This window comes from Bathymodiolus japonicus methanotrophic gill symbiont (genome assembly GCF_019721995.1).
GTDB lineage: Bacteria > Pseudomonadota > Gammaproteobacteria > Methylococcales > Methylomonadaceae > Methyloprofundus.
On record NZ_BLYC01000065.1, the window covers coordinates 1 to 15030 of the forward strand.

The following is a 15030-nucleotide window of genomic DNA, read 5'->3' on the forward strand; positions in this document are numbered from 1 at the left end:
AGTCTCTGTTGAAGATCACGATTTTTTTCTTCAACATCTCCGAATCGTTTGTGGATATTTTCATGAATTCTAAATGTAAGTTCATCACCCCTCTTAGAACTAATATAAGTATTCCAATCAGATCTCTTTAATTCATATTCGTCTGAAATTTTATTATTATCCGTTAATCCAGCTCCTAAAGATTTAGCTTGCACTTGGTTAATATTTAAAAAAACTAAAGTTAGTGTTAGTGTTAGTGTGAATTTATTCATAATTTTTACTTAAATTTAAGTTACCTGAATTCGTATAATTAAGTGCATAACCTATGAAAGTAACGGATAGCAGTACACCTGTTGAATTGAGACAAGACATAGGTCATCTCCTAGTTCTGTCACAAAAACAAAATCCCCCTATTACCTACGATCATAAGATTAAATTTCAGCCAAATAAGGCTCGCATGTTCAACTAAAAATGGTTCTATTTTTCAAGCCATTACTTTCCTAAATGCCGAATTATACTTGGCTTCAATGCTAGATTATCATAATTTTAATGATGGTCTGAGAATACTTTTCTCCTGCATGGTGTTTTACCATTTATCGCATAAAAACAGGTTATAGTTGATTTTTACACAATCATTTGTTTTTGGTTATGTCGCAAAAAAACAAATATAGGCGCGCGGGGCTCCTGTCGCTGTAATGCGTTCACCTACGCAGCGAATAGGAGATGCTCCAACCGCGCCCTTCGGATTGGCAAATTTCCCTGCTCCTTCTGGAGACTATCAGCCCGTCCGGGACTGACAGGGGAGGTAATAGGGTGATTTTATTTTTTGCGATATAACCTTAGCGAGGGCTGATAGCCCCCCACTGGTTTATAAAAAAAATGGAAGTAAAAAATCTAAGATATTCTTTGTGTGGTCTTTATGTTTCTTCTCTACAGCAAAGTCAACCCCCGAATGCGAATGATCCGTTTCTTCAACACCGATATTTTTTATAACAACGACTTTACATCTTTCATTATCACCATTTTTGTTTTCTTCCTCATTATTTATATAGTCTTGAGATGATTTCAGAGATTCATGGATGTAGATGGTTGTATTATCGTCGAGGCTCTCGCAGTTATGCGCCCATACATATCCATCCCCAGCCCCGTAAGTAAGAGTCTTAGGGTCTGATGCTTGTATGCTAAATGATAATACGCCTAGAATGACGCCAGTAGTTAGTTTTTTCATGTTTCTATTATAACCTGAGTTCCAATACCTTCGCCAAAAATAATACAACATTTTCATGAATCTTACCAAGCTGAAGTTTCCCAATTATTGAGTAGCTGAGGTAATTAATAATCCTACGCGTGTATTTTCGCGACCTGAAGGTGGCTTTTAAATCCAATATACTTTTCTGACCTATAGACTTTCACTCGATGTTCAAGTTTTCAGCTATAACTGGGCTAAGAAAAGTACATTTTTCCGGCTTTGTTTTATAAGTGATTGATTTACAATGATGTTGATGCTTTCTTTGTCAGTAAAATTATCAATAAAATCAATCAGTTAAAAAACCTGAACATCGAGTTATACCGTTTAGCTCAGGCTCTTCTATGGGTCAGCGAAGGTATGGGGATCAAGAAAATAGCACGTCTGATGAACGTGTGCGTTAAAACTATATTCAATTGGCTGAAAACCTTCATGTACAAAGGCATTGGCTGGTTGATAGGTCAGCACTATCAAGGACGTGGCAGGAAAGCAAAATTAACGAAAGAACAACAAAAAATATTAACGGACTTGATTAAGGACGGGCCAGAGACGAGAGGTGCGCAGTGGCGCGCCTATTTTCATTAAAAAAACAGCCTGACAACGTATCATAATGACTAGAGTATGCCCAAGAATGACTTATAAATACGTGTATTTGCTTTGTGCTCATAATTACCCTCTATAAACTTCTCGCCTATGTTTAACTTTCACAACCAAAACATGAAGCTCTTCATCATCTCTTGAGCACAAAAGCCTATAATCCCCTACCCTGAATTTATAAAGCCCTGCCTTGTTTCCAGCTAAAGGAATTAAATATTCTTTTGGTTTTACAGATAGTTTTTCGTCAATAGCCTTTGTAAGCCTTTCTTGCACTTCACGACTTAGCTCATAAAACTGCTTTTTAGCTCTTTGCCCAAATTCTATTTTGTACATTCAGAAAGCTTATCTTATAAATTAAGTTCTTTTCTAATATCTTCAAAAGGCACAGATTTTTCACCAGAGGCTATAAATTCATCATGCGCTTGCTTTGCGTCTTGATAGTCCTCTAAATCCTCTAGCCGATCTCTCAATAATTGCTCTAGCCCTTTTTTTATGTAGTAACTTTTAGATCTTTCCTCAGCCCGTGAAACTTTATTCAGCATCTCTCCTAGCTCTACAGGGATGTTGGCAGAAACACTTATAGATGTAGCAGTCATAATCACACCTCATTAAAAAATAAACCAATTGTAGAGATGATATAGCATATCTTGCAAATGTAAATATTTTTTGCAAAAATTTGCAAGATTAAAATATCCGAAATATAAGATCAACAATCATAACTCATAATATGCATTACAATCACTCAGATATATTAATACAATAATGTTAATATATTGATTTAGATTTTTTGATATACTATATGAGATATTATATTTTAAAGGCAACCCCCATGAACTTACTTTTTTACTCAGCGATAGGGAGGCAAGGAAAAACCACTCACGCTATCGGATATGCTCAGTACAAGGGCACAAAGCTTTACACTAACGATGTACAGAACGCCACAAAAGAACTTTACGGAGATATGTTCAAGAAAGGTGATTTTGTAGAAATTGGGGTAGGGGAGGAAATAGCCATAGATGACGATGACAGCATCACTTTTGACTTTGGAGGGTACATAGATAGCCGTCTAGTAGACGTTATTAGCTATGTAGACGCTTGTGTAGTCCCTACCTCCTATCAATCTAAGTCGGAGTACATACCAGCCGTAAGAACGATTAATGCCCTAGCTGAACACAACAAAAATATCGTTATCCTGATAAACAACACAGCTACAAAGCTAATCCCCGAAGTTAAGGAAGCCCTAGAGGAAACCTTTCCTGATTATCCTATTTTTGTAGTCAATTCCTCTAGGTACATATCTAGGCTAGCAAACTACCAAAAGACACTCTTTGACTTGCTGGACGCTGGCGACGGATTAGAGAAACACCGCATAAAAGAAACCCTTATCCCACAAATTAAGGCTTTCTACGATCACCTAGACAATATTTTATAACGGAAACAACCATGCCTAAAAAAGTACTCGGAAAATCTAAGCTCCTAAAGGACGCTACAAAAGAAGCTCAAGAGGGAGAAATTGACCTTAACGCTACTGTTTTAATGACACACGCTCAAATTTTGGAATTGAGTAAACCTAAAGAAAGAAGAACGGCGGGTAAAATGGTATATATCACACCTAGTGAAATGGAAGCCTTTTTAGGTTCTATAGGGCGTAAAAGCTACTCAAACGCGGTTAGAGGGCTTATTTTAGAATTTATAGAAAACAACAAAGATGAGGAATAAAAAAGAGCCTGAATATCCATCAGGCGCGCCATGCTACCTCACGAAATTCCGGGACTCCTGTCGCCGTAATTCGTTCACCTACGCAGCGAATGGGAGATCCACTGGTCGCCCTGCGTCCGTCTCAACTAAGCACAAAAGCCGCTTCGTCATTACTACCTCACTGGCTGGACGGCTATTCGGTAGGCGCGCCACCGCGCGCCTAAGGTTGGTTTTACGGGTTCAAATTGACGGGGAGTCGCTATTTTTGCGAAAGCTTGTTTTGGGCATCCCAGCCCAAGCAAGCGGCAAAAACTTAACGCGACCACTAATGCCTTCGGCGGCCCAGACGTCCTGCGTACGTGCCACTTCGCCATTACCATCGTGTAACTACTCAGCGAAGCTGAGTAGTTCAATGAAATTATAAAGCAAATTCAGGTAACTTTCCCTCAAAGACCAAGGTCATTGCCTGAGTTGAACTTAGACCTTGTTTACGGCACGTTGATAAATACCCTCTGACACGACAAAATATCTCTGCACCCTTGGTACTACGAAAGCAGCCGGATATTTTCTGTTGAACCTTGGTCATCCGAATCGAATTTTCTGCGGCATTATTGGTAAATGGCACCCAGGTATTTGTCATGAAGCGCAAGACATCCTCTTCATAATTAATCAGCCTTTCCAGTAAGTTTCTAGCTTTACTGCGTTTTATTCGCTCCCGTTTTACTTCTTTAGGCTTATCGGGTGGTGGGCATTCGATCTCCGCTTTGCCAAGTAATTCTCTGTATTGTACCTTCCATTTTTCTGCTTCTTTATGTAGTAGCATGCCACCTGCTTCATTGACGGCATCATTCATTTTTTCAAGTAGTCGTTTCATTTCAAGCGCCCACTCCTGTTTATCCTGCTCCCAGGCGCGCGTTAATTCCCTCAAATGATGTGCATTACAAAGCGAATGAGTACAATCATATTTATAGTAGGGCTTCCAATGATCATGACATAAAATCCCATGAAAATGGGGTAAAATACCAATGTCATTCATTGCCTCTGTGCCACGTTTGGCATGGGGAAAGAAGTGTGTCCACTATAGCACCCCAAAGAGTCAAGACAGATTTTTCAACAATCCTTATTCCATATTCCTAAGCCGCTTCATTCTGCTGTTCATTAGCTAAAATACTTTCTCTATATACATTCATTGGTTTTTTATAGTCCAGGGTTTCATGAAACCGTTGATGATTATAAAACTCAATATAGTCATCAACATCTTCTATTAACGCTCTAATTGAACCATATTCATTTAAATAAATACGCTCACATTTTGCACTTCGCCAAAACCGTTCAATACAAATATTATCCGTTGCTCGTCCTTTTCCATCCATAGAAATAGTAATGCCTTTGTTTTTTAGTCGTTGGGTATGAATTTCACTGGTGTATTGACTGCCTTGATCCGTATTAAAAATTTCAGGTGTTCCGTAGAGAGAAAGCGCTTCATCTAATACATCCATAACTAAAAAAGAATCCATTGTGTTTGATATTTTATGGGCGAGCACTGCTTTTGAGTGCCAATCAATAATCGCCGCTAAATAAACCATCCCTTCTTTGGTTTTAATATAGGTTATATCTGTACTCCAAACTTGGTTAGCGTGTGATATATCAAGATCTCTAAGCTTATAAGTATATTTTTTATGTTCTTTTATGGGGATCGTTGTATTGACTTGTTTTACCGCTAATACGGCTTTCAAGCCCATCTGCTGCCGATAACTCGCCACCGTGTTTAAACTGACTTTAAAACCACCTTCAAGCAACTGCTGGTGTACTTTAGCCGCACCATAAATAGGGATGTCTTTAAAAATGTGATTAATCTGAGTTTTGATCTCTTCTTTCTTTTTATTCTCTCTTTTTTTGTAATAGAGATTGCTTCTATTTAATCCTAATAATGCACACTGCTGTGTTAGAGGTAGAGTGTTAAGCTTGGGCTCAATCAACTGTTTTCTATCAGATGAGTCCAAGCTTTTTAGCTTTTTTTCGAGCCACTCCTTTTCAACCGTCATTTTTCCTACGATTTTTGTGAGCATCTCATTTTGTTCTTGAGCTGCTAATAGATCCTCTTTGTAATCTTTAACGGCTTTGGAGGGCTCCATTGCTATTTCTGCATTGTCTAAGAATATTTTTTTCCAGTTTTGTAGGTTCTTAGGTGTGATGTTATTTGCACTGGCAATTTCTTGCAGTGTTTTTTCATTCTTTAAAACTTCTAATACCAACTTGCTTTTAAATTCAGCACTGTAGACCGTTCTTTTTCTGCTCATTTTAATACTCCAATTTTTTACAAATAGTAACTAATTTGGAATAAGATTGCTTTGATTTCTTGTCTGGATTTGCTGGGGGATTATATTCTTCTGTCATGGTTAGGTTGACTCTTCTATGTTTTTATCTGTTTGCTTAGGGAATAGTTCAGGATTAAACCTGTAATTAGTCATAAAATCCTCAAGAATTTTTTTGAAATACTGTTTGTTTTCATCCAGCATTTCCACGGGGTCAAACAGCGAATAATTGCCATGGCTTAATACATTAATCATACGTGCATGGACAATATCTTCAGGGTCATCGTTATCCTTTTTGATGCATGCTGAAAAGTTTTTAAAGCCATGAAAGGTGGCTGTTTTCTCAAGTAAATTACGCAGTATGTTGAAGTGATAGGTATATAGGTTGTCAGATTCAGCCGCTTCATGTAATTGTTTTAGCAAAGCAACATGTTGAAAAAACGGAGTGCTATTGGTGTAACGCAAGTTATAACCCTTTGAGTTGCTGTCGTTACTCAGATAATAAGGTTGGCATTTTTTCTTATCGTTTAGCTCATTCCATAACACGTTAAAAAATAAGGTGTGGTGTGATGATATAACCGTTTTTATCTTGCTTGGCTTTATAAGTAACTGTGCTAAATGGCTAGCCACAGCAATGGCATTGTTATCATCCAATGATGATATAGGGTCGTCGATGTAGATGTATTTAACCCAATCGTAAGCCTCTTGCTCGTCAATAGCGAGTTGCGCTACAGCAAGAAAGAAACACCAAATAAAGATATTTTCCTCTCCTCGGGAGATTTTAATATCCTCTATTGTTTCGCTGCTTTCATCGTTAGTAACCTCACGATTAAAGCTAACCGTCCAATTATTTGTATCAATTTTAAAATCAAAATCTGCATAGCGTTGTAACAATGGGCGAATACGGTTATCCATTTCTAGCTCTTGCAGGCCAGCGAAAAAGCGAGAATCTGCATTAAGCTTCAATACCCTTTGACTGTCGCTTTCTTGAATAGAGGCTAAGTCATTATCCCAACTAAATAAATCTTCGGTAAAGGCATTGAAATACAGGGTGTCTCTTCCGCTCTCATGCTTACTCGCCTCTTTAAAGCTCATAGATAAACGTGTTTTTCCTGTGCCGTTATAAGCAAACAGCAACAGATATTTTTTATTGCCTTTTTCAGGGTCTAGCTTGTCACGTAAATGCGTCGCCAGCCCTTCTAAGCTGGAAAATTCATTGGTATTACTCATTGTTCCACCTCAGCAGATGTAGGAAAAAGCTGCTGCATCAAGCCTTTTTTATGGTCTTTAAGTAGCTCTATTTTCTTGGCTTGTGCGGTGATGAGATCGTCTATGGAAGATAGGCAGTCGGCGATTTTTTGTTGTTCATCAGGTAATGGGGTAGTTATATTTTCTTTAGAATAGTCTTTGAAATAAATATGAGGTATCGCTCCGCCTGCAACATATTTACTAAAATTGATTTTTTTTATTAATTTCCATATAAATATAAGGTTATTTTGTCCTTTAGGTTTAATGATCTGTAGAGTACTCAATACAGATGACTTACCTTCACATATAAATGATCTTCCAACTCCAGAGCCATCTTTTACTATTCCGATATAAGTTTTTTCTTCTTTATAAAAATTAACGTTTTGAAAATAACCTGAAGCGCCATACACCTTGAAATTTCCTTCATTAACTAGAGTATTAGCCAAGATAGTTGATGAAAACCTCTCACAAACATCACTTAATAATTTTTTATCCCAATCCTCTGCATTCCTAAACTCAGGAAAGCGAAGTTGGGGAACAGTTTCACCTTCAGCAGGGAATAGCTGCTGCATCAAGCCTTTTTTATGGTCTTTAAGTAGCTCTATTTTCTTGGCTTGTGCGGTGATGAGATCGTCTATGGAAGATAGGCAGTCGGCGATTTTTTGTTGTTCATCAGGTAATGGGGTAGTTATATTTTCTTTAGAGTAGTCTTTGAAATAAATATGAGGTATCGCTCCGCCTGCAACATATTTACTAAAATTGATTTTTTTTATTAATTTCCATATAAATATAAGGTTATTTTGTCCTTTAGGTTTAATGATCTGTAGAGTACTCAATACAGATGACTTACCTTCACATATAAATGATCTGCCAACTCCAGAGCCATCTTTTACTATTCCGATATAAGTTTTTTCTTCTTTATAAAAATTAACGTTTTGAAAATAACCTGAAGCGCCATACACCTTGAAATTTCCTTCATTAACTAGAGTATTAGCCAAGATAGTTGATGAAAACCTCTCACAAACATCACTTAATAATTTTTTATCCCAATCCTCTGCATTCCTAAACTCAGGAAAGCGAAGTTGGGGAACAGTTTCACCTTCAGCAGGGAATAGCTGCTGCATCAAGCCTTTTTTACTCTTCTTACTCATACGCCGATAAACCCGAAATTTCACGCCCTTGCGCCAGTTTATGTAAATGTGGCGCTAAGTCTTCCATTAATGCCGATTCTTTTTTTATGCGTGCTTTCCACCCCAGTTCTAACGGTGACAATAAATCACTTAAATGCTCACCATCAAAAATCATGCGCTTCATAATCGTATCAACAAATCCCTGTAGGTGTTGTGGCTGTAGGTCATATTTTATAGCTAGAATGCTTATTTCATTGGCAGCTTTATCTGACTTAAAATCTTGGTAGCCCGCGTGGATTTGATCTTTATCTAGTTTTTCGCCAACCTTGAGGCTGTTGATATAATCAATAATATCTTCACTTTCTTCCATTAGGTTTGCCTGGCTACTAATCATGTTGATTAGTTCTTTGCGTGTCATTTTTTCTTTGTTGCTGTCTTGGGTGGATTTGGCGATTAATCCCATAATGAAATCGTAATCGATCACAGCAGAAGCAAAGATCACCAATTCAAAATCTAATTGTTGCACTTCGATCTCAATACCTTCACCGTCTTTATCTTGCTTGCGCTTAAGGTCTTTGGCTATTTCTAAGTAAGCACTTTTAAAGCCGCGCAAGTCTTCGATAGATAAAGCAGTCTCTATGTGTTGCTGTTCCTCATCACTAAGCTCAGTGTATTGCTCAATTTGGGTATTGAGCTTTTGCACTGTTTTAAAGTGGTTAATAAACTCAGCTTTGGCAATATCACCTTTTAGATTAGCCACTTCTGATGGGCTACAATCCAGCCCTTTTCCTTGCATAAAAGCATCTAGTGTTTCGATGGATTTTTGGTAATTTTTAACTGCTACAGGGGAAGAATCTACTAACCAGATTTCTTTAGCACGGTTTTTAGCCGCCCCTGAGAAAAGCTCGATAGCGGCGTTAACTATAGCACCCCAAAGAGTCAAGACAGATTTTTCAACAATCCTTATTCCATATTCCTAAGCCGCTTCATTCTGCTGTTCATTAGCTAAAATACTTTCTCTATATACATTCATTGGTTTTTTATAGTCCAGGGTTTCATGAAACCCTGGACTATAAAAAACCAATGAATGTATATAGAGAAAGTATTTTAGCTAATGAACAGCAGAATGAAGCGGCTTAGGAATATGGAATAAGGATTGTTGAAAAATCTGTCTTGACTCTTTGGGGTGCTATATTTTGATCTCTTCTTTCTTTTTATTCTCTCTTTTTTTGTAATAGAGATTGCTTCTATTTAATCCTAATAATGCACACTGCTGTGTTAGAGGTAGAGTGTTAAGCTTGGGCTCAATCAACTGTTTTCTATCAGATGAGTCCAAGCTTTTTAGCTTTTTTTCGAGCCACTCCTTTTCAACCGTCATTTTTCCTACGATTTTTGTGAGCATCTCATTTTGTTCTTGAGCTGCTAATAGATCCTCTTTGTAATCTTTAACGGCTTTGGAGGGCTCCATTGCTATTTCTGCATTGTCTAAGAATATTTTTTTCCAGTTTTGTAGGTTCTTAGGTGTGATGTTATTTGCACTGGCAATTTCTTGCAGTGTTTTTTCATTCTTTAAAACTTCTAATACCAACTTGCTTTTAAATTCAGCACTGTAGACCGTTCTTTTTCTGCTCATTTTAATACTCCAATTTTTTACAAATAGTAACTAATTTGGAATAAGATTGCTTTGATTTCTTGTCTGGATTTGCTGGGGGATTATACGTGGGTATCCGTTATTCTCCTGCCATTGCTGTGAAAGCTAAATCTCAGAAACGAGGAACCAATAAATCGTGGCGCATGGATGAAACGTATATCAAAGTTAAGGGTCAGTGGACCTATTTATACCGAGCTGTTGATAGTCGCGGGGATACGCTTGATTTCATGCTTGCCACTATGCTCGACATATTACAGGTTAAATATTTGAATAACATCATCGAACAGGATCACCGCTTTATCAAAAAAATAACAAAACCGATGATGGGCTTTAAAGCGTTTCACTCCGCTCAAGCAACCATTGATGGAATTGAAACGGCACATATGATCCGAAAGGGACAATTGTCTGAGGAAAATATTCCTGCTTATAAGCAGTTTATGGCTTTAGCAGGATAGTTATGCCTGAAGACCAGGAGATCTACGCTTTTGATGATTATTGCGACAGAACCATATACCTGCTGCAATATCAACTTTACTACCCGTAGTAATGCTTTTCTTAAAGTCATCGCCAACTTTATCGGTCTTGTTATTAAAACTTTCTATCACAGTGAATAATGTCCTGTTTAATTTCCATCGACAAAGGTATTGTCCTATATCACTATCACCAAGATAGCGGTAAATACTAGATTTTGAAAGGATGTATGCTTTCAAAATTTGCCTGATATTCTCATATTTGACATGCTAATAAACGGCAAAGGGTCGTTTGCAGTTTATGAGTGGCAAAATGGAAACAGACTAATAATTCTGTACACTATAAATATTGATGAAGCGACAAAAAGTACACTAGGAATTATTAATTCGAGGTGAGTTAGCCCTATTGTGCATTTGCCTTTCTCTAGTTTGTAGTAGCCCAGCTCATGAGCAAAAGGTTTTATTTCAAAACAATCTTCTAATTCAGCAATTACTTTAAACTTCGCTTTTGCTAAATTTCTAAAGTATTGAATTGTTGAAAACCATACTAACGAAACTATAGAAATAGGAACAGCAATTGCCAAATATTCGATTTCCTTTTCGGATGCTAAAAGCGCGATACCGGCGGCCACTACGGATAAATAGAAGGCAGATAAAGCCTGTCTCCTTTGTTCATTGGCTGTAATAGTTTGTACATAGACACCATAAATTTCGACTATATTTTGCATGTCATTCATTGGTTATACAACTTCCATATTGCATTAATTAGAGGTTGTTCATTCCATCCGACAAATTCATCAGCGTTATCTAAAACAACCCCAGCTCTCCTCTCCTGCCCATGTGGGTTAACAGCCAAAATTGGCTTACGAAACTCATTCGCACCTTCTATTTCTTTCTTTATCCACTTACTATGATGAGCGTACATACCTGTCGGTATAATAACCACGTGAGACCGGTAGATCTTATCATAATATAGCCTTTTTTAATTGTAGGTCATTATTAGCATTATGTATTGGGTCGTTTTTAGGTACAGAGAAATCACAAAAAACTAGAGATGCTTGTCCAAGTCTCCAATCTTTAAATATCCATTCAGATAGACGATCATAATGATCTGAATAAGCCCAAGAATGGCTTATAAATACATGTATTTGTTTAGTGCTCATAAATTAATTCTCCTATCTAGCCTTTAGGTGGAAATGGATCATTACCATGACTATCTTTAGGGCCAATTTTTCCATCTTTGTTATGAATAACAAGTTCAGTTTTTTGGTTTTGGCTAATTTCACGAGCGCGATTAACAGCTTCTTGTTTGGTATCAAAGTGCCCAGATGATCGTTGAGCGCCACTTTGCTTTATATCCCATCCGCCATCTTTACTATTTGATACTACATGAGTGCTTTTTTTTGACATCTTTATGAATCCATTTTTGTAGAAAACCAACATTATTATCACAATGAGGATTAACCATAGAAACTCAAGGGATAAACACTATATGTATGTAATTTTAATAGGTTTTATTTTACAGCTAAAGGAAAAATAAAATTGTAAAAGAAAGATATGAAAAAAATAGTCTTTTCATTCGTTTCAAATGCTATTGCCTAAGGGGAATTAGGTAGGGGGTTACTATAAACATGGCAAAACCACCTAAAATAAACCTCGATACATCAGCATTGTGTATTTCAGCTACTCAATAATTGGGAAACTTCAGTTTAGAGTGAACACGCCAGTTTTTTGCCTACCCTTTACCCATCATGTAAAAGTTATCCCCCTATTTTACCTACCCTAATGAATACTTGATTTCCGTTCAATCCGCATTTAACTATTACTATTAGTGAGGCTTTATTGTCTTGATAACTCACATTAAGACGTATGTATCACACCATGCAGAGATAAATAACCCTGTGACATTACTATGTGTAAATTGTGAGCAACAATTCTTATATCGTAGTTACCCACAAGAACTGTTGATAAAAGTGTGTATTACTTTTGAGTAACTGGATTAAAGCCACGGTACATATAGGATAGGGTTATATTGTGTATTTTTTGTACAGGACATTTATTAAGCTATATTTGATTCACAGTTTCACTCGCTGAAAATCATCACTTCGCTTAGGCTACGTTTCCATGATTTTCAGCGTATGCTCAGCTTCAAAGGCACTCACTTTCAAAAAGATGTCATTCTTTATGCTGTTTTCTTTTATGTCAGGTATGGCGTTTCGTATCGCGACCTTGAAGAAATGTAAGCGTCAATTATCTCCACCTAGACAAGCTACCCTAATTACTTTAGAGGCTTAATTTTTTCAATCAAGTTCCAGGGCAAAAACTGATCCAGTGCTTCTGGTTCATAATGCCTACCCAGCTTGGGTAGTTCAGTTAATAGGTATTTCAGGTAATCAAAAGGTTCCAGGTTATTAGCAACGGCTGTTTGCACAAGACTGTAAAGTAGTGCGCTGGCATTTGCACCGCGTGGTGTCTGGTTAAACAGCCAGTTTTTACGTCCAATCACAAACGGTTTGATATGCCGTTCAGCTGCATTATTATCAATTTGTATATTACCGTCATCAATATAGCGGATCAAGCTACCCCACTGGTTAATAGTGTAACGAATGGCTTTACCTATTGCGCTGTCCTTTGCTGTCTTGGTAAGGTTGTTATCGCACCACTGCTTTAACTCTTCCAGTAAAGGTTTGCTTTTTTCCTGACGCTGTAAATAACGTTGCTCTATCGTCAGGTCTTTGATCTGTTTTTCAAGTGCATACAGTCGGGCAAACTTACGTAATGCGGTTTGAGCCAGCCCCATTTTATTCTTGCGACTCTCTTTAGGGAGGGCTTTTAGCGCTTCATCGAATTTACGCCGCGCATGTGCCATACACCCCACGAGGATACAATCATCTGATGCCAGTGCATGATAGCCTGCATAGCCATCTACCTGCAAGTGACCTGAAAAGGCCCGCAAGAAGCTTTCAGCATGCGCTCCTGCCCGCGTTGGCTGATAATCATACAAAACGATCGGGTGCTCGGATTCATGCCCACCACTCTGATAGAGCCACATATAGGATTTCGATTTCGTCTCTCGACCATCCCGAATCACATTTAAGGTTGTTTCATCGGCCTGGAGGATCTTCTGTAGAATCAGCAGAGCATGCAGTCGATCATAAAAGGGCAGGAGCAATTCAGCGGACTTTAATACCCAGTTAGATAGCGTGGCACGAGAAAGGTCAACACTTAAGCGCTTGAAAATGGTTTCCTGCCGGTAAAGTGGCAGGCTATCCATGAACTTGGCGACAATAATGTAAGCTAATAAACTTGCCGAGGCAAAACTACGAGGAATGGGCTGTGCGGGTTTTGGTGCACTGATAATGCCATTTTCACAGGTGCGGCAGCCATACTTGATCTGTATATGTTCAATGACTTTGATCTGGGCAGGAATGATTTCTAGCTGCTCTGACTTGTCTTCGCCAGCCTCATGCAATGCATGACCGCAGGCACAAAAACGCTCTGCTTCAGGTAATTCATAACGGATAACTTCGCGCGGGATATCTCTGGATAATGGCTTGCGGCCTGGCTTTTTACGCTGATAGCTTAGGGTTTCTTCAGGGTCGGAATCATCCTGCTTTAAGCTATCAAGAATGGACTCCGCTTCATTAAACAACTCCATTTGACCCGGACATTTCTCACTGGAGGTGCCAAAACGCTTATGTTGCAACAGACGAAACTGCTCCTCATACCATGTCAGTTTTTCCTGTAATTGATCCACTGTCGACTGATAGTCCAGCACCATTTTGTGCAGTACATTCGTCTCGTCTGGCAGTGTTTCAGGAAGTGATTTCATGGTGTTTATTATACCACCAAACAGGGTTAAATAAGCATTTAACTGGCTGTTTTATTAGATATTTTCCACGTAAAATAACGGCAACAAATCAATTATTTATTAAGCCAGAAATAGCGGTATGAGCTTGCGCTTGCCGATAGGATAAACCCTCCAGTAATCAGTGTAATTCACGTAAGGTTAATGATAACGGATGTTCGTTTAACTCGGTTGGCCACTGAAACTTCCCCTTATCCAGGCGCCGATAATAAAGCCAGAACCCATTACACTCCCAATAGAGTATTTTCAGTTTATCGCGAGAGCGGTTACAAAAGACAAAAATACTTCCGGCAAAGGGATCATGGCCAAACTGTTCCGAAACAATCAGTGACAGACCATTGATAGATTTACGCATATCAGTAACGCCGGTCGCCAAAAACACTTGATTAACAACAAGCCCGTTTATCATGAGATAGACCTAACCAGTTTCAGTAGCGGCTTTAATGATGCAAGTTCTGTACTGGCACAAATTTCCAGACTGAAGCCATTAGAATGAGTCACTTTGATAACTGATGAATCAGCAGGTACGCCTGATCCGTTCAACATGTCCTCTGCAACCAGTGTTACCGGAACCAATTGCTTGGCTTGTAACACTGGTGGAGCGAGCGAACTGAATTGCTTTTTGTAATAACTGAAGATATGCGGCTTGATATCATGGGCTTTGCAATACCCGACCTGAGTTAAACGACTGGCTTGCCATTGCGGTATATGATTTTGCATAGCCGCTTTATTTTGAGATGGACTCATAAATTACTCCTGAGTTAATTGGAGGTATTAGTCTGCCATTTTTTATATTGGTTTAGAATGTGTACTTTAATTGACGCTTAC

20 protein-coding genes and 3 pseudogenes are annotated in these 15030 nt (G+C 38.2%); 6 read left to right on the forward strand and 17 right to left on the reverse strand.

Features of this window, described 5'->3' with window-relative positions; genetic code table 11:
• Both K6984_RS27840 and K6984_RS27845 read right to left on the reverse strand, forming a co-directional pair.
• Positions 1-251 (reverse strand): hypothetical protein (locus K6984_RS27840; protein WP_221898305.1); only part of this gene is annotated, 251 nt, incomplete at its 3' end.
• 596 nt (positions 252-847) lie between these two features.
• Positions 848-1291 (reverse strand): hypothetical protein, encoded by a 444-nt coding sequence (locus K6984_RS27845; RefSeq protein ID WP_221898306.1) that lies wholly within the window; start codon positions 1289-1291, stop codon positions 848-850.
• A gap of 171 nt (positions 1292-1462) precedes the next feature.
• Here K6984_RS27845 and K6984_RS27850 point away from each other — a divergent pair, with 171 nt between their 5' ends.
• Positions 1463-1810, forward strand: coding sequence for a helix-turn-helix domain-containing protein (locus K6984_RS27850; RefSeq protein WP_221898307.1), 348 nt, complete (start codon positions 1463-1465; stop codon positions 1808-1810).
• Positions 1811-1894: 84 nt separating this feature from the next.
• Here the strand turns inward: K6984_RS27850 and K6984_RS27855 are convergent, their stop codons facing one another.
• Together K6984_RS27855 and relB are read right to left on the reverse strand one after the other, a co-directional pair.
• Positions 1895-2155, reverse strand: coding sequence for a type II toxin-antitoxin system RelE family toxin (locus tag K6984_RS27855; RefSeq protein ID WP_221898308.1), 261 nt, complete (start codon positions 2153-2155; stop codon positions 1895-1897).
• 14 nt (positions 2156-2169) lie between these two features.
• Positions 2170-2418 carry a type II toxin-antitoxin system RelB family antitoxin gene (gene relB, locus K6984_RS27860; protein WP_087870225.1) on the reverse strand — a complete coding sequence of 83 codons (249 nt, stop codon included), beginning with the start codon at positions 2416-2418 and terminating at the stop codon, positions 2170-2172.
• A gap of 233 nt (positions 2419-2651) precedes the next feature.
• Between relB and K6984_RS27865 the strand changes: the two genes are divergently transcribed.
• The 3 genes from K6984_RS27865 (at position 2652) to K6984_RS27875 (ending at position 3944) form a co-directional block, all read left to right on the forward strand.
• Positions 2652-3254, forward strand: coding sequence for a hypothetical protein (locus tag K6984_RS27865; RefSeq protein WP_221898309.1), 603 nt, complete (start codon positions 2652-2654; stop codon positions 3252-3254).
• An 11-nt stretch (positions 3255-3265) separates the two neighbouring features.
• Positions 3266-3541 carry a hypothetical protein gene (locus K6984_RS27870; RefSeq protein WP_221898310.1) on the forward strand — a complete coding sequence of 92 codons (276 nt, stop codon included), beginning with the start codon at positions 3266-3268 and terminating at the stop codon, positions 3539-3541.
• 244 nt (positions 3542-3785) lie between these two features.
• On the forward strand, positions 3786-3944 hold the full coding sequence (locus K6984_RS27875) for a hypothetical protein (protein WP_221898311.1): 159 nt from the start codon (positions 3786-3788) through the stop codon (positions 3942-3944).
• Here K6984_RS27875 and K6984_RS27880 read toward each other — a convergent pair.
• From K6984_RS27880 to K6984_RS27905, 6 genes and pseudogenes are all read right to left on the reverse strand, one after another.
• Positions 3939-4595 (reverse strand): annotated as a pseudogene (locus tag K6984_RS27880) (IS66 family transposase); the annotation flags it as partial. The gene K6984_RS27875 and the pseudogene K6984_RS27880 overlap by 6 nt on opposite strands.
• 58 nt (positions 4596-4653) lie before the next feature.
• The gene (locus K6984_RS27885) at positions 4654-5820 is read right to left on the reverse strand and encodes an IS3 family transposase (protein WP_087870166.1); all 1167 of its coding nucleotides are present in this window, start codon (positions 5818-5820) and stop codon (positions 4654-4656) included.
• Positions 5821-5919: 99 nt separating this feature from the next.
• Positions 5920-7065 carry an AAA family ATPase gene (locus K6984_RS27890; RefSeq protein WP_221898313.1) on the reverse strand — a complete coding sequence of 382 codons (1146 nt, stop codon included), beginning with the start codon at positions 7063-7065 and terminating at the stop codon, positions 5920-5922.
• On the reverse strand, positions 7062-8234 hold the full coding sequence (locus tag K6984_RS27895; protein WP_221898314.1) for a restriction endonuclease subunit S: 1173 nt from the start codon (positions 8232-8234) through the stop codon (positions 7062-7064). The genes K6984_RS27890 and K6984_RS27895 overlap by 4 nt, the downstream gene beginning before the upstream one ends.
• Complete coding sequence (locus K6984_RS27900) at positions 8227-9156, reverse strand: type I restriction endonuclease subunit R, EcoR124 family (RefSeq protein ID WP_338024574.1); 930 nt, start codon at positions 9154-9156, stop codon at positions 8227-8229. The genes K6984_RS27895 and K6984_RS27900 overlap by 8 nt, the downstream gene beginning before the upstream one ends.
• Positions 9157-9402: 246 nt before the next feature.
• Positions 9403-9846, reverse strand: a complete 444-nt coding sequence (locus tag K6984_RS27905; RefSeq protein WP_221898315.1) for a transposase — start codon at positions 9844-9846, stop codon at positions 9403-9405.
• A gap of 92 nt (positions 9847-9938) precedes the next feature.
• Between K6984_RS27905 and K6984_RS27910 the strand changes: the two are divergent.
• A pseudogene (locus K6984_RS27910) lies at positions 9939-10319 on the forward strand (IS6 family transposase); the annotation flags it as partial.
• A gap of 314 nt (positions 10320-10633) precedes the next feature.
• Here K6984_RS27910 and K6984_RS27915 read toward each other — a convergent pair.
• Genes K6984_RS27915 through K6984_RS27925 form a run of 4 tightly spaced genes read right to left on the reverse strand, consistent with a single transcriptional unit; the run spans position 10634 to position 11744 of the window.
• The gene (locus K6984_RS27915; RefSeq protein WP_087870426.1) at positions 10634-11071 is read right to left on the reverse strand and encodes a RipA family octameric membrane protein; all 438 of its coding nucleotides are present in this window, start codon (positions 11069-11071) and stop codon (positions 10634-10636) included.
• Positions 11068-11259 (reverse strand): TIR domain-containing protein, encoded by a 192-nt coding sequence (locus K6984_RS31820; protein ID WP_230988329.1) that lies wholly within the window; start codon positions 11257-11259, stop codon positions 11068-11070. Before K6984_RS31820 ends, K6984_RS27915 begins: the two co-directional genes overlap by 4 nt.
• Before the next feature lie 40 nt (positions 11260-11299).
• Positions 11300-11497, reverse strand: coding sequence for a hypothetical protein (locus tag K6984_RS31825; RefSeq protein WP_230988330.1), 198 nt, complete (start codon positions 11495-11497; stop codon positions 11300-11302).
• Between the two features lie 16 nt (positions 11498-11513).
• A complete protein-coding gene (locus K6984_RS27925) occupies positions 11514-11744 on the reverse strand; it encodes a DUF2188 domain-containing protein (protein ID WP_221898316.1) in 231 nt (76 codons plus the stop codon).
• 728 nt (positions 11745-12472) lie between these two features.
• Between K6984_RS27925 and K6984_RS27930 the strand changes: the two are divergent.
• Positions 12473-12574, forward strand: a pseudogene (locus K6984_RS27930) (IS6 family transposase); the annotation flags it as partial.
• A 38-nt stretch (positions 12575-12612) separates the two neighbouring features.
• Here the strand turns inward: K6984_RS27930 and tnpC are convergent.
• From tnpC to tnpA, 3 genes are all read right to left on the reverse strand, one after another.
• The gene (gene tnpC / locus K6984_RS27935) at positions 12613-14166 is read right to left on the reverse strand and encodes an IS66 family transposase (protein ID WP_230988331.1); all 1554 of its coding nucleotides are present in this window, start codon (positions 14164-14166) and stop codon (positions 12613-12615) included.
• A 157-nt stretch (positions 14167-14323) separates the two neighbouring features.
• Entirely contained in the window at positions 14324-14578 is a 255-nt protein-coding gene (gene tnpB, locus K6984_RS27940) for an IS66 family insertion sequence element accessory protein TnpB (RefSeq protein ID WP_221897597.1), read from the reverse strand.
• 29 nt (positions 14579-14607) lie between these two features.
• Complete coding sequence (gene tnpA / locus K6984_RS27945) at positions 14608-14949, reverse strand: IS66 family insertion sequence element accessory protein TnpA (RefSeq protein WP_221893783.1); 342 nt, start codon at positions 14947-14949, stop codon at positions 14608-14610.
• Positions 14950-15030: the final 81 nt, after the last annotated feature.

Bases quoted from the DNA above. Each gene is read 5' to 3' on its own strand.
- K6984_RS27855 (WP_221898308.1), bottom strand. From the start codon at position 2,155: ATGTACAAAATAGAATTTGGGCAAAGAGCTAAAAAGCAGTTTTATGAG.
- relB (WP_087870225.1), bottom strand. From the start codon at position 2,418: ATGACTGCTACATCTATAAGTGTTTCTGCCAACATCCCTGTAGAGCTA.
- K6984_RS27865 (WP_221898309.1), top strand. From the start codon at position 2,652: ATGAACTTACTTTTTTACTCAGCGATAGGGAGGCAAGGAAAAACCACT.
- K6984_RS27870 (WP_221898310.1), top strand. From the start codon at position 3,266: ATGCCTAAAAAAGTACTCGGAAAATCTAAGCTCCTAAAGGACGCTACA.
- K6984_RS27885 (WP_087870166.1), bottom strand. From the start codon at position 5,820: ATGAGCAGAAAAAGAACGGTCTACAGTGCTGAATTTAAAAGCAAGTTG.
- K6984_RS27890 (WP_221898313.1), bottom strand. From the start codon at position 7,065: ATGAGTAATACCAATGAATTTTCCAGCTTAGAAGGGCTGGCGACGCAT.
- K6984_RS27895 (WP_221898314.1), bottom strand. From the start codon at position 8,234: ATGAGTAAGAAGAGTAAAAAAGGCTTGATGCAGCAGCTATTCCCTGCT.
- K6984_RS27905 (WP_221898315.1), bottom strand. From the start codon at position 9,846: ATGAGCAGAAAAAGAACGGTCTACAGTGCTGAATTTAAAAGCAAGTTG.
- K6984_RS27915 (WP_087870426.1), bottom strand. From the start codon at position 11,071: ATGAATGACATGCAAAATATAGTCGAAATTTATGGTGTCTATGTACAA.
- K6984_RS31820 (WP_230988329.1), bottom strand. From the start codon at position 11,259: ATGTACGCTCATCATAGTAAGTGGATAAAGAAAGAAATAGAAGGTGCG.
- K6984_RS31825 (WP_230988330.1), bottom strand. From the start codon at position 11,497: ATGAGCACTAAACAAATACATGTATTTATAAGCCATTCTTGGGCTTAT.
- K6984_RS27925 (WP_221898316.1), bottom strand. From the start codon at position 11,744: ATGTCAAAAAAAAGCACTCATGTAGTATCAAATAGTAAAGATGGCGGA.
- tnpC (WP_230988331.1), bottom strand. From the start codon at position 14,166: ATGAAATCACTTCCTGAAACACTGCCAGACGAGACGAATGTACTGCAC.
- tnpA (WP_221893783.1), bottom strand. From the start codon at position 14,949: ATGAGTCCATCTCAAAATAAAGCGGCTATGCAAAATCATATACCGCAA.